The following is a 14,557-nucleotide window of genomic DNA, read 5'->3' as shown; positions in this document are numbered from 1 at the left end:
GCGCGTCTAGGGGAGACCCCGCAGGCGAAAGCCGAGGAGGCTCCCCGACCGACCGCGGAAAGCGAGTGCCCTACGTTTCAATCAACGTCCAAATTGTACAAGCCATAAAAATAGACAAACTCGATTTTCCTCGAGTTTGTCTACAGTCTGAGGCGTTCTACTTTTGTAGAAACGCCTTTTTATACCATTTACTTGATTCAATCATTTATAAATCAATTTCTGTTACTGCTGAAATCATTTAGAACATTGGCCTCCGATTTTTATCTTTCATTTCAAGAACACTTCTTAACATTTCATCAGGGCATCGGTCCCTTTACTGCTTATGCTGAAACCTGCACCAATCAAGTCATTTATATATGTTGGAATTTTCAGTCAAGAAGGTTTTTTCACGCATACCTTCAGATCGATAGTTCCCAACTGGCCAAAACAGATGATTTTCTTGTTCATCTACATACCAAGTTTGCTCTTTGCGAGAAGTGAAGGTTAAATGTCAAAGTCGTCTCATACGCAAAAAAAATTGCATCACCATTTTTGTTTTGTTTCACTTTTCATACATCTCCTATAAATCAAGATAGCCTCCTAATACTACGTCAATTTCAGTAGGCTATCTTCTCCTTCTTACCATTTCATTCACCTCATTTTTCTTGATGAATCATTGTCCTTATACTTTCAAATGCTTGTTTATTTACCTTCCCATCAGAGGTTCAGATTCAATCAAACCATAACATGTAATTTTATGATTAAAGCGTTCCTTCAACAAGGTAAATCAAACGCATTAGGCCTTACCTCCTAATGTGTTTTGCAGGAATAAGTCTTTTTTACTCATCCTTAATAAGTTATCAAGAAGATAAGCAAACTATATCCATATTGCAGCTTATAAGAATCTCCCTGCCTAGGCTTAGTTTTCGACAAATTATCCAGGTAGTAAATAAAGAATAAATGAATAACGGTTATTCTTAAAATCGCTTAATCAATATTTAATGGGGTGAATGTTTTATGAGAATGAAAAAAGCTTTTATAGGTCTCTCACTCTTATTTATGATTGTTCCTGGTATAGCTAAGTCGGCCGATTCTTTTAATCCCGCTTCTAAAAATGATCGTAGCGGTATCGTGGCAAATTGGAAATTCACAAAACAACATGTTAAAAGCGGTTCAATCGATAAAGGTAATTTAATTTTAGAAGATACAAGCAAACAAGGAAATGATTTAAAGTTAGTGACGATAGGTGATCCTGCCTCGCCTGAATTGAAAAATATGATTCAATGGTCTGAAGAAGATTATTATGATCAACAAGAAGGGGGAAGCATGCAATTCGCAAATTACGAGAACGCGCCTTCAGGAAGATATTTCAAAACCAAAAAGGATGCACCAATAAATTCTGAGAAATTCGATAAAGGTTTTACCATTGAAGCGGTTTTTAAGTTGCCAAGGGAATCCAAGAACGGCATGGGTCTCTTTTCCAGACAAGGACAGGCTGCCGATCTTAATAAATTGGAAGGCGAGAAGAAAATCCTTTCGGCATTAACTATATCCAGTGATCAAAAAATACACTGGACAAGCCATCCATCTAATTTAAATTATAATGTAAGCAATTGGTCCCGAGCTTTAAATCCTGATGAGTGGTACCATTTGGCGGTCGTTAATGATAGTTACACGACTACTTTAACTTTGAATGGCGTAAGTGATTACGGAAAATCAGAAAAGGTCATAGGAATTGCAGCATTAAAAGGTAAAGGCTGGAACATCGGAGCATCTGAATGGGGAAATAAGCTGGGTGGACTATTCGGGGGGAATATCCAAGAAATACGAATTGCTAATAAGGCTTTGACTGAAAAAGAATGGATTGTGCAGGATGCTCGCGATGATAAACCATTCGAAGGATCAAACAAAGCTTTACCCTTTCTAACGAATAGAAAGAATTATAATTTTCTTTTTGTTCCAGATGTCCAGAAATATTCAAGCCAAAATCCCGAGATTTTCAATAGCCAAATGAACTGGATTTCCAAAAACACTAAAAAGAACAATATCATTATGAATACATTTGTTGGGGACATAGTGGATAATGATTTAGAAGAACAATGGCAGAATTCCCTTGGAGCCATTTCCCATATGGATAAAAATGAAGTTCCATATATGATAGCGGCCGGAAATCATGACTATGCTAAAGGAGATCCTTTCTTAACACATTATGGGCCGAAGCGTTTTGTTAATAAAAAATACTATAAGGGGTCTTCTCCGTCTGGATATAGCTCTTATGCAATGGCTAAAGCAGGAAGTTATGAATACTTAATCTTAATAGTGGATATGAAAAGTCTGCATAAGGACTTGGAATGGTCAAAACAGGTTCTAGATCAACATAAAGATAAACCGACGATCCTCGTCTCACATGATATTATTTACCCTAAAGTTAAAGATGATAAAACCATTGCCGCCGAGTCTTCCAATGGCCGACTGATTTGGAGGGAACTTGTTAAGGACCACAATCAAGTGTTCATGACGGTAAATGGACATTATTTTGGAATAGCACATCAGGTCAAACAAAACTCAGCAGGAAATGATGTCATTCAAATGCTAGTCAATTACCAAACGAATTATCGAGGGGGAAATGGCTGGCTACGACTTGTAGAATTTGATGAAAAGAAAAAAGTACTGATATTCCGTACTTTTTCCCCATTTGTCGATGAAATGTCTAAGAAAGAAAAATCTTATATCGATTATAAATTTTTAACTGGCGAAAATAATTCATTTAAATTGAATTGGGACTTTAAAAATAGATTTACCTTTAATTAATTTAACTAAGATGAAGAAAAAACCCACTCCCCTAGGTGTAACCAAGCTATATCATCAACCTAGGGGGATTCCTTTATTTGGAGCCTTTTTTTCTACTAATTTTAATCGTCATGCTTATTTCATCATTTTTTTCCAAAACCAGATAATATTTAGATTTAGTAATTGATATATTTTTTTCTTTACCGTAATTCAGTATATCCTTTAAGACCTCATCTGGATTAAAACCAAAAATCCGAATATTTAGCCCTTTTTTCAAACGGATAATAACACCTTTGGTTGCCCATCCGACAGTTGTGAATTTCAACTGGATGATTTGTTCAGGGTAGATTACTTTTTTATAGATTGGCTTTGTCCAAAATTTTATTTGGTAAGATAAACAATCATTCTCCATGATAAATTCATAATGAATGAAGAATGCTGCGAGAAGAAAAACCAATATTGCAAATTGAATGTAACTTATGAATCCCATGGAGAAATCTTTTTTAATGATGTTAGGAAGGATTATACTTGACATTAAATATCCTAATAGCACCCTTTGAGTTCTTGCAATATAGATCATTCCTATCCCCTTTTAGTCTTATTGATGAAATATCTTTTTACTTTTATAGTCTTTTAGCCAGCACCTTATCAGGGATTCGAGCGACATTCTTTGTTTTAGTTTATTTGAATGAAAGTTATGATTCGCTACATGGTTACGCGGACTTAATCAAAGTCGCCCTCAAATGTAAAAAGTAGTCAGTAGATAACCTAGTTTCCCAGATACAATAAATCCCAATGTAATTACGAACTTGCCCCAGGATGTCATAATAAAACAAATAAGGGCTGGGGTATTCCTGAGTTAGAATAAACCATGAATTTTCATGCAGCTTTTTTCATCACTGATTGATACTTTCCGAACAAATTGACAACAAGGACTCCGAAAATAGCAATCACGCCGCCAATGACTGAAAGAGCACTTGGCACCTCTTGCAGCCAAACCCAGGCGACGAAAATGGCAATAACAGGTTCAATGTATAACAGACTAGAAACGGAACTGGCTTTTCCTAGCGAGAGTGCCATTGCCCATGTAACATAACCGATGGCCGCAGGGAAAATACCAACAAAAATCGCTGATAAGTGACCTTCCAGTGTAGCTTGATGAATTTCTTGAAAGAGCCCAGGAAAGAATATGAAAAAGGGTATCGTACCGATCCATGTGAAATAAGCTGTCAATTCAATCGGATTATAGCGGCTAAACAGCGGCTTTTGGAAAACAAAAAACACCGCAGAAGCAACAGCAGACATCAGCACTAAAAATGCTCCTTCAGATATATTTAATGATGGGCCTGCAGTACCTAATGTTATTAAGGTGATTCCTATGAATCCAATGCCTAAACCAATCCATCCCAATAAACCAAGGTGTTCTTTTAAAACGATTGCAGCAATGATCGCGATGAAAACAGGTGCTGAACCAATCAGCATTCCAGCGGTTCCCGCCGAAACGGTTAGTTCCCCGAATGTCACCCCGATGTGGTAAATACTAATACCAATTAATGAGAGAATCGATATCCTTAACATATCCCCTTTTTTCGGGAGTTGAAATTTCACCCCAGGCCATAGAGCATAAAGGACAAAAACCCCTGATGCTATTAAATAACGAACAAGCACCAAATGGCCAGCTGAATACCCGCCATGCAAGCCTGCACGAATAGCAGCGAATGTAGATCCCCAAATAATAACTGTAATAAATGCCAATAAAAATGCCTTTGTGTTCAAAACCTATTCCTCCCAACCATTCCCTATAAACTGAAGGTATCATGGATACGTGAGAACTTCAATAAAATTCCCAACTTGCTGTAAAGTGGCATAGTAAGTTAAAGGATTTTCATTTGCTGTCATTCTTTCCTGCTTTCCATAAATCATAGACCCACATCCATTCCTACACGCTGACATTTTTGAATTCTATCCCCTCTTCTTCCGTCATCCGTTTAAGAATCTGGCAAAACCAAAACAGTAATGAATGTATCAAAACTGAGTCGTGTCCAACAAAGGCATATCCATCACACGATGTCTGCTTGAATGTTTTTCGTGATGACATTCCATTCGTGAAGATCTTTATTTCGTCCAAAACGTTTCAGTAATGAATGTAAATCTAAACAATAAATCCTGCTAATTACGAAATAGTAAGTATATAGCTATTTGGGGATGACCAAAACATTTTATATTCTAACGAGGTTTTTTTAAAAATAAACAAAATCTTTATAGGGTTCATCCGACAGTAATACCTACAACATCTTGAACTAGTAAACGATAAAAAATGGGGCTGATACTACGGACTTCTTGGCTTTAAAAAGTCTGTATTGCTGGAACACAAGTAATTTTATTTTAAAGATATCTGCTATTTGTTTTCCTTTAGCACAGGGAAACAAGTCCATTTCAGAAAATGCCTAAAGGGTTAATATTGTTAGTCAAAAAAACTTTTAATAGTTTTATGGGGATTACTTTACATTTCCTATGCATTCACTTTACATGCGTAGTCTACTATGGGAGACAAGGTTATCAATTTGAACTAAACACGGAGGTTACTGAAATGAAAAAAGGAAAAATAGTCGCACCACTCTTGAGCCTAACTGTTTTATTGCCATCCACTACAAATGTATTCGCTCAACCAGATAAACAAGTTTCAGTACATAAAGTCGAGTTTATTGGGATGAATGCGCCTGTTACGCAAGACCAACGCTCAAAGATGTACAGTGAAGCATCAGTTAAGGTGACCTACACTAATGGTTCCCAAAAGATGCTACCTCTTGAATACAAATCACTGTTCCAACCTGGGGATGAATTTAAAAATGGCATTGCCGGTGCTGCCTATGATGCAAAAGGCAATATGATTAAGAGTCCTGAAGGCACCCCCTATATTTCCACTGCACCTGACAGCAATACGGTCATAAGCGTAAAAGGTAAATTGTATATGGTGAACCATTATGAGGCAATGCCTTCAAATGAGACTGGTAATATGCCAAAATCAATGATGTTAAATACTCTAAAGCAGAATAAAAAGACTGGGGAACTGACTGTAACAGATACAAAGCCGATTGATTTTTCAGCAGACGGTGGAATCTGGACCCCTTGTGCAGGTTCTCTATCTCCTTGGAACACCCATCTAGGCAGCGAAGAATATGAGCCCGATGCTAGGTCACATGAAGCAAATCCTGAAAATTCTGTAGTGACTCAATTTGCCCTTAACTATTATAACGATAAAACAGTCATAGGTAATCCCTATCTATACGGTCATACACCGGAGGTAACCGTTCATCCTGGAGGAAAATCCACGGCTGTGAAACATTTCAGCATGGGACGACTTTCATCTGAAAACGTTAAAGTGGCTCCAGATAACCGTACCGTTTACTTCGGTGATGATGGTGCTTACACTATGGCTTTCATGTATATAGCAGATAAAGAAAAAGACCTGTCTGCCGGAACGCTGTACGCAGCAAAATGGATTCAAACGGGACAAGAAAATGGTGGTTCCGCTGATTTAAAATGGCTTAAATTAGGTCATGGAACTGATTCAGAAATTAAAAAACTTGCTCACAAGCTGAAATTCAGCGATATGTTTGAAGCTACAAATGATGTAGAATTTGCAAAAGCGAATGGATTTAAACGAGTAAAAGCGGGTGGAAGAGATGAATGGCTAAAGTTGAAGCCTGGCATGGAAAAGGCCGCAGCTTTCTTGGAATCTCGTCGTTATGGTGCATTGCTCGGTGCGACTTCAGAGTTCAACAAAATGGAAACCGTTGAATTAAACAAGGCAGATAACAAGATCTATATGACTATGTCTACTATAGCTGGCGGGATGGAGGCTAATCCATCTGATCAAGTGGATGACATTCAGGTTCCTAAAATTAGTTCTGGCGGGATATATGAACTTTCGCTTGCCGAGGGACAAAAAGACCAGAATGGAAATACGATTAAAAGTAGATACGTAGCCAATGAGATGGCTGGTTTAATCACAGGAAAAGATCTTTCTTCTAAGGATGCCGCAGGGAATACGGCAGATTCCGAAAAAATCTCAAACCCTGATAATATCGTATTTTCTGAAAGAATGAGAACATTATTTATTGCCGAGGATGGCGGGAAACATCACAATAACTATGGCTGGGCTTATAATGTGGATACAAAGAAACTTTCTCGCATTATCTCAGCCCCTGACGGTGGAGAAGTGACAGGTATACAGGCACTTGATAATTTAAATGGGTTCACATATCTAATGGTCGGTTCTCAAAATCCAGGGAATGCAGGTTATTTATCTGGTCTACCTTCTCTTGATGATAAAGATAGTGAACGAGATGACGATGATAAAAACGATGACCATAATGATTAAAGTGGACTATCGCAACAATAACTGAGACAATAATCATAACAATAATAAAAAAGAATTATTGGAGAAATCCAATAATTCTTTTTTATATAGGTACTTTATAAATCTCAGATAACGTCTGCTTTTTTCCCATTTCGCTTATTAAGCTTAATCTTCTTTTATAGTGTTGCTTTCTATTTAAATACACCATGATTTACTTTTTAATCCTCAATAGACCTTTGTATTGGCCACACACACGCAGAACCTCCTAGTTGCTTCTGGTAAAAACTTCAGCAGTAGACAAAAAACAATAGTGAAAAAAGCCGCGCAAATTAAAGGGTATAATGATTTGTTAGATGATAACTCCCGTTACCGTTTCTGCATGAAACATGTGATAACGCCTAGAAATTTTTCCGCTCATTTTATTATTTCTTTATATTTTTTTCACTTTCTGTACCTTTGGGCAAGTTTTCGTCCCGTACCTTGTTCACACCCTTCTTTTCCTCAATGCTGCTATATTTCCCCTCCAAAGATAGCCACATTTTGACGGTCAGGACCAAACTCTCGCCCGTTCCATTTCAATACAGTCTGTACAAATCCGAGTGAGTCGGCATTGTACCTCCCGGCTATCCTCTGATACGCTTCTAGCTCATATATGCCGTCCCTATTAAAATCAACCGGATATAAACCAGATAAAGGATTGACCCATCCTTCTATCGGTGCCTTCAAAACACCATTCTTGTTATAAATTTCAGATAAATATCCCTTATCCTTATTCGTAAGGTCAAGAATGTACTTTTCCTTCAGGTAATAACTGTTCACCATTACTTTGTATTGATTTTCATAAGTCACATCGTACTTATATGTTTCATTGAATGAATCAGAATTAAAAATTTGCATAAGTTGACCATTTAAATAAGAAAATACATACGCATAAATAGTACCACCGCTCCCTCCTGTATCAATGACCACAAATATGTCATCCCCCTTGTTAGCCGTGAAATCACCAAGTAAAAGGGTGGGATTGTATCCAGAGTTATTTTTTATGGGGATTTGTTCATTTTGGTTAGTTCTCCCATTTTGGAAAACCAAAGTTAAATTCCTCCAAAATGGGCTATCAGGGGTTTTGTTTGCGGTAAGAAAAACATTGTCCATTATCCCGTCCCCATCAATATCGCCTCGCTTTTCAGTCACTTTGGTTGTTCTGTTCATGTTCAATTCTCTTGAAAGAACAGATTGGAGGCTCAATTGCATTTCTAGCAGTTCCTGCTTTGAAGGATAAGGATTTGGAAACGACAACGCGTTAACAATCGTTTGCAGTGCTTCGTTCGTTAATCCGGCTCTTACTTGAGTCTCAGCCAAACAGTACCAAAAATAAGGGTGATTCGTTTCTTGCATTTTTGTGAAATAGTAATGAATCATTTTTCTGATATCATTCGTAACCATCTTCCTCCCATCTGTCTCAATTAATTTCAATATAAAATTATATGCAGGAATTTGGGGTATATCCTTGGAGTTTTTTAGTGACTTTGGGTCTGGTATGATCTTAAACGATGAGCTAAGCAACTTAAAAGAGGTTTTTCTTTAGGCTGTGGATCAAACATCAGGTTTCCCGAATTATTACTTTCTTCTTATTGAAAAATATTTCATTTTATGTCAATTGAAACCGAATTACAAGTTTGTTATCTTAGAAGAATGAACCGGTTCATGACTATTTTCTGTATAAATATTAGACAATATAAGGAGAGATTCCATGACACAAGAACAGAAGTCAACGAGTGCAGTGGAGCAGTATGCTAATCTTATCCCCATGAGAGAAATTGATTCGAACGCAGATCAATTATTTCCATTTCCTATCTTTAATGATTTACGGCAAAAAAGTCCTGTAAGGTATGACGAGTCTCGAAGTTGCTGGGATGTGTTTCGATATGAAGACGTTCATTATATTCTAAAAAATCCAAAACTGTTTTCATCGGAACGAGGTTCTGGAACTTTGCAAGGAAGCATTTTGACAATGGATCCTCCTAGACATACGAAAATGAGAAACTTAGTGAACAAGGCCTTCACTCCTAAAGCAGTAAAGGATTTAACAAATAAAATCGAAGAAGTGACACTTTATCTCCTCGATCAAGTTAAAGAGAAGGGAACTATGGATCTCGTTCATGATCTTGCTGGTCCGTTGCCTGTCATAATAATTGCCGAATTATTGGGGATCCCTACTAAGGATCGAGATCTTTTTAAAACTTATTCCGATGTTCTCGTGGAAGGGGCCAAAGACAATTCTAGTGAAGCCTTCCAAAGAATGACACAAAAACGCAAGGAAGGAAACGAGTTTCTTAAAGAATATTTCAAAAAAATAATTAAAGAGAGAAAAAATAATCCTGAAGAAGATTTAATTTCGCTATTAATAGAGGCAAAAATTGATGGGGAGAAATTAACAGAAGAAGAGTTACTATCTTTCTGTGTTTTATTATTAGTTGCGGGGAATGAAACAACAACTAATTTAATTACAAATGCCGTACGCTATATGACAGAAGATAAAAAAATACAAGAACAAGCTAGGACAAATCTGCCTTTAATACCAAAATTGGTAGAAGAAACATTACGCTTTTATCCTCCAATACAGGCAATTGGCCGTATTGCAAAGGAACATGTCAAAGTTGGAGGCAAAACAATCCAAAAAGGGGAACAAGTGATTTGCTGGGTAGTTTCGGCAAACCGGGATGAACAAAAATTTGCAGAGCCTAACCGGTTTACGTTAGAAAGAAAGTTAAATCCTCATTTGAGTTTCGGGTTTGGTATTCATTTTTGTTTAGGGGCCCCACTTGCACGTCTGGAAGCTGAAGTAGCTCTCGTGACTCTATTAAGTACATTTTCCAAATTGGAAGATGTAAAAGGGACTAAGCTGGAGGCGATTCCAAGTCCGTTTGTTTTTGGAGTGAAAAGCCTTCCTTTAAAATTCACAAGATAATGGGCCTTGCTGCCTAAGAATAAAACATAGATTGGGCAATATAAAGCCTATCAATAACAAAAAATAAGGTTTTTCCATATGATCCCAATTAAATAGAGAGTGTATTAGTTACGACCTTTCCCATTGGGTTTATTTGGAAATGATTTGTCAAGTTTGAACCCTATATTTATTATTGATGTACTCGGATTTTATGACCTAAACATACAAAAACGAAAATGAAAATCACAAAATGGTTTTCACTTTCGTTTAAATACTATTTTGGGGTTTAGCGCATCTAACTTGTTCACTTCACTTTGGCATGCTTTTCTTTACCAATTATCCGTTTTATCTAATAATTGATCAATGTCAAATGTATCGAGATGGAATGGAATTGACTCCTCGGCAATTTCTTCAGTATCTAATAGCAATTGGTCAATATTAATTATAGCCAAACAATTCGCCTTCCTTTTTTTCACTTCTCATATTAAATATAATAAACATTACGTTTACTAGTTAAACCTTTTGAGGGTATTATTTGTCATTTATTTAAGTATTTAATGTAAAAATGAAAGAAGTCATGTCACAGTCCGAAGAAATAGTGAGAAAAATATTAAGTGTCTTTTTTTGTTTTATGTTCAGATAGGGATATTGTGAAGGTTTCTACTTAAACTAACAGATGCGCTAGTTCATTAAGGTACGAAACAGATCAATCTTTTTTCAAAACATCTCCTTTCTATTTATTCATTTATCAAGGTTTCTTGTATTAACTTGATCAAACTTTGTTTCAAAGCCACACTTTTCCGATTTACTTTTTTTCTAAATAGCTATAAATCGGTGTGTCACTTTCAATGAACGATTTCATCATGTCAATATCCTCGGTCCAAACTTTTCAAGACGTCCACGCAATCTTGCAGCAGAACATCCTGCAGCCGAGCGTTCCTCAATCAAATTACGATCAAATTCCACAAACGCTGCGAACAGGTGAAACATCAATAGACCCGTTGCCATATTTGAATTTTCTTAGCGTTGTAAATCCGCATTTTTCTGACGCTGCTCCTTTTAGTAATGTTTATCATCCAATTAAAAAGACGCATGAATCATAAATAAAATAAGAAACCCAATAGCCAGTTTAAAGTGCCATTTTTTATCTTTTCTTTTGAATCGTCTAAGCCCCATAAATAGGAGGAAAATCAAAAGAAAAATAGCGAGAATTCCCGTGATATGCGTAAAGTCCCATTTAAATCCTCTAATGATCGCCAAATATCCATGAAGAAAAACGACTCCAGTAGATGCTAACGCAAGGGGAACATGCCATTTTCTTACTAACTTTCCGAGAAACTGGAGGAAACTTTTTATTTGAAAGTTCCTCCACTTTATCGTTTTCAAACGTTTCCACTTTAATAAAAGAAAAACAGGATAGATAGCAAAAACGGCAAAATATAAAATTCTTGAAATCGACCCAAATTGTTTTACGATTATCTTAAAATGTTTGTAATCTTGCATCATTAGCTGCTGATGATTAAGGGAAATAAGTAAAAGTCCTATGAAAAATAAAAAAATGGTTATGGTTAAACAGATAATGATGATTCTTAGTTCTTTTGGATTTGGAATATGGCTGGATAAAAAGTGATTGTTTTTTCTTGTATTCCGTTTTGAACTCATCGTATAGTACCCCTAGTCTTTTGAATGGAAAATATATTGTCAGTATAAATGAAAATTCAATGAAAATTGGATTATTTTTATAGAATACACGGAAATATCTAAAACTATACTTTAGGAAAACTAAAGAACCCTCCTTTATCCATCAATGGATAAAAAGGCAGGGCAGTATAGCTTATTATGATTAAAACATTTTTAGGAATTTATGGATACGGGATACCTTGCTTTAATTTTTTTATATAATAGACTATAGGAGTTAAATGAATGAAGAACTTCAAAAATTAATTAAAAATTTAATACAAATTGAGCATGTTCAAGCTTCAAGATTCTGTTATTAATGTATGAAATTTTACATAATCATACATTCAAATTCAAGTGAAAGCTCCCCTTATTTGGGTAGTGTTAAAATGCCGAATATGTACAAGTTAAGAAATCTGCGGTAAAGCACCCGTCAATTGGTTTTACGTGAAATGGTGCTAGGACCCTAATCATTAGAAGCTTGAACAATCCATTCATATCTTTTTCGCAAAAAATACTTTTTAAAGGGAATACTAAATTGAAGATGTTCCTTACATAAAATATCATAAAACCATCAGATGGCAATTCTAGAAAACCCTACTTAAGTGGAAATCAAGAATGAACGGGGGATGAGTGTGAACGGGAAAAATACTGCATTACTTATAATTGACCTTCAAATAGGATCATTTTCGGATAAACTTATATATAAAAATGATGAATTATTAAAAAATATTCAATTCCTCATTTCAAAGGCCCGAATTGAGCAGGCCCCTATTTTTTTCACGAAACACAATGGTAAAGCAGGAACCCTTAATTACAAAGGAAATCCTGGATGGGAAATTCATCCGTCGCTCCCTCTTTTAAAAGAAGACGTTATAATTGAAAAGGATTATCCTGATTCATTTCAACAAACGGATTTACAGCAACAATTAGTAACCAGAAAAATAAGTCGAATTATCATTACGGGAATTCAATCGGAAATATGTGTAGATGCTACTTGTCGTCGAGCATTTAGCCAAGGTTATGAAGTTATTCTCGCAGAGGATGGTCATAGTACATGTGATTCTAACATTTTAAACGCTTCTCAAATAATCAATCACCATAACAACATACATGCCGAATGGTTTGCCAGTGTAAAAAAAAACGAAGAAATTTTCTTTTAATGATTTTATAAACAGAAAAATGTGGTAGAAAAGAAAAGGAAATCTCAGTCATCCCTCAATATAAAAGAACCTTTATTTTAGGAAGATTTTGATATCGACCTACAATTGACGGAGCTTGAATCCATTTGCTGACGGAGTGATATAACAGTAAAAAATAGCCAAACTATTGCAATTAAGCGAGCATATTATTCGTCACCTCCCGTTTTAATAAGCTCAGCTGAATCAACTGCATTTATCATTGGCTTTGCGATATCAAGTAGTTCAGAGGCATTTTTTGTTACAAGTCATTTAGTTTTACAGACTTTTTAACAAAGAAAAAACAGACCGAAATTTTGAAGTCGGTCTTTAATCCTTATTAAGTAAACATAACAGTAAACAAAATTTAACTATAAGGAACTCCTTTTATTGAAAATAAGTGAGTTAAATGAACAATTATTCAGACAACGTTACTCATTTTGCTTCATCGTTTTTTTCTGTCTTTCCAGATAAAAACCATCCACCCAAAGCAATAAGAAGCATGACTGTCCAAAAGATTATATTCCAAATGGGCCCTTCAACAAAATCATGGGGAATAATGTGCACGGAAGGATGAGCAAGAGTATGCATTAATAACTTAACCCCTACCCAACCTACGATTAACATTGCTGCTGTTTCGAGGCTAGGTCGATCTGTCAATATCTTAACGAAGTAACCTGCAGCAAACCGAATGACGATTAAGCCTGCAATTGCTCCTATTAATATAACAATGAATTTAGCCCCATCCATACCTCCAATATCGCCCATGGGGGTATCTGGCAAGGCAATGACTAGAGCGACTGCAGCTAAAATGGAATCAATGGCAAAGGCAATATCAGCTAATGCAATTTGTGCAACGGTCATACGGTAGCTTTTCACTTTTTTTTCTTTTTCCCCGTGGTCCTTTTTTAGTAAATGTTTTAAAGAGATAAAAATCAAATACGCAGCACCAATCGCCTGGACCTGCCAAACGTGGAAAAGGTAGGAAATCGTGAAAATTGCACCAATCCTGAATATAAAAGCTAAAAGTAATCCAATATTTATTGCTTTTTTTTGCTGTTCTTTTGGTAAATGCTTCGACATAATGGCTAAAACCAATGCATTATCAGCAGATAATAAACCTTCTAAAAAAATTAAAATAATTAAAACCCAGCCATACTCCAATAATAAAGATAGTTCCATAATACCTCCCTATAAGCATGTATAAGTATGTGTAAATGACTTCAATATCGTCTTTATACATTTAACCGGAATTATAAACCCTCCAACACTTTCTCCTCCATTATTGTCCCATTGTATCCACTTCCTTATTCAAACCTTCCGTCCCATATGCTCCATAAGAAAAAGAGCTGCCGAAGCAACTCCCTTCTTGAAGTTTGGCTCTATAATAATATTCCTTTATGCTTAAACTTAGTTCCCATTGAGGAAAATTGGGGTTTTAAACTTAGATTGACTAATCCAAAATACTTCATTAAGTTCGGCAAGCATCAACTTTGTTTAATTACCGAATCAGGAATTAATCCCCTGACACTCCATTAAATGTAATTTGGACAGGTTACACTTAGTTGGACAATAAAAATAAGGGCATGTAGAATCATACACAATAAGTGAGGAGAATCTACT

Annotated in this window: 9 protein-coding genes and 2 pseudogenes; 4 read left to right on the top strand and 7 right to left on the bottom strand. The window is 35.9% G+C overall.

The genetic code is table 11. From position 1 onward, the window contains the following. Nucleotides 1–996: 996 nt before the first annotated feature. Nucleotides 997–2,790, top strand: coding sequence for a laminin G domain-containing metallophosphoesterase family protein (locus ACFX4X_RS23400; protein ID WP_377386930.1), 1,794 nt, complete (start codon nt 997–999; stop codon nt 2,788–2,790). A gap of 73 nt (nt 2,791–2,863) precedes the next feature. Here ACFX4X_RS23400 and ACFX4X_RS23395 read toward each other — a convergent pair whose 3' ends face one another. The 3 genes and pseudogenes from ACFX4X_RS23395 to ACFX4X_RS23385 all read right to left on the bottom strand — a co-directional run. Continuing rightward, nucleotides 2,864–3,349 carry a hypothetical protein gene (locus ACFX4X_RS23395; protein ID WP_377386927.1) on the bottom strand — a complete coding sequence of 162 codons (486 nt, stop codon included), beginning with the start codon at nt 3,347–3,349 and terminating at the stop codon, nt 2,864–2,866. A 299-nt stretch (nt 3,350–3,648) separates the two neighbouring features. After that, nucleotides 3,649–4,545, bottom strand: coding sequence for a DMT family transporter (locus ACFX4X_RS23390; protein WP_377386924.1), 897 nt, complete (start codon nt 4,543–4,545; stop codon nt 3,649–3,651). Between the two features lie 146 nt (nt 4,546–4,691). Continuing rightward, nucleotides 4,692–4,943, bottom strand: a pseudogene (locus ACFX4X_RS23385) (recombinase family protein); the annotation flags it as partial. A 416-nt stretch (nt 4,944–5,359) separates the two neighbouring features. Between ACFX4X_RS23385 and ACFX4X_RS23380 the strand changes: the two are divergent. Then, complete coding sequence (locus ACFX4X_RS23380; protein ID WP_377386921.1) at nt 5,360–7,153, top strand: PhoX family protein; 1,794 nt, start codon at nt 5,360–5,362, stop codon at nt 7,151–7,153. A 489-nt stretch (nt 7,154–7,642) separates the two neighbouring features. On the opposite strand, the gene ACFX4X_RS23375 is transcribed toward ACFX4X_RS23380, so the two are convergent. Further along, nucleotides 7,643–8,383, bottom strand: coding sequence for a VCBS repeat-containing protein (locus ACFX4X_RS23375; RefSeq protein WP_377386933.1), 741 nt, complete (start codon nt 8,381–8,383; stop codon nt 7,643–7,645). A gap of 499 nt (nt 8,384–8,882) precedes the next feature. Here ACFX4X_RS23375 and ACFX4X_RS23370 point away from each other — a divergent pair, with 499 nt between their 5' ends. Next, the gene (locus tag ACFX4X_RS23370; RefSeq protein WP_377386918.1) at nt 8,883–10,100 is read left to right on the top strand and encodes a cytochrome P450; all 1,218 of its coding nucleotides are present in this window, start codon (nt 8,883–8,885) and stop codon (nt 10,098–10,100) included. A gap of 784 nt (nt 10,101–10,884) precedes the next feature. On the opposite strand, the pseudogene ACFX4X_RS23365 reads toward ACFX4X_RS23370, so the two are convergent. Next, nucleotides 10,885–11,084, bottom strand: a pseudogene (locus ACFX4X_RS23365) (recombinase family protein); the annotation flags it as partial. 75 nt (nt 11,085–11,159) lie between these two features. Then, entirely contained in the window at nt 11,160–11,741 is a 582-nt protein-coding gene (locus ACFX4X_RS23360) for a hypothetical protein (protein WP_284471123.1), read from the bottom strand. Between the two features lie 650 nt (nt 11,742–12,391). On the opposite strand from ACFX4X_RS23360, the gene ACFX4X_RS23355 reads away from it, so the two are divergent. Beyond that, on the top strand, nt 12,392–12,919 hold the full coding sequence (locus tag ACFX4X_RS23355) for a cysteine hydrolase family protein (protein WP_377386915.1): 528 nt from the start codon (nt 12,392–12,394) through the stop codon (nt 12,917–12,919). A 450-nt stretch (nt 12,920–13,369) separates the two neighbouring features. On the opposite strand, the gene ACFX4X_RS23350 is transcribed toward ACFX4X_RS23355, so the two are convergent. Next, the gene (locus tag ACFX4X_RS23350; protein ID WP_061462618.1) at nt 13,370–14,116 is read right to left on the bottom strand and encodes a TerC family protein; all 747 of its coding nucleotides are present in this window, start codon (nt 14,114–14,116) and stop codon (nt 13,370–13,372) included. Between the last annotated feature and the right edge of the window lie 441 nt (nt 14,117–14,557).

Source organism: Peribacillus sp. YIM B13481 (assembly GCF_042787985.1).
Classification (GTDB): domain Bacteria; phylum Bacillota; class Bacilli; order Bacillales; family DSM-1321; genus Peribacillus; species Peribacillus simplex_A.
Note: the sequence above shows the minus strand (reverse complement) of the source record. Positions and strands in the feature narration are given on the sequence as shown.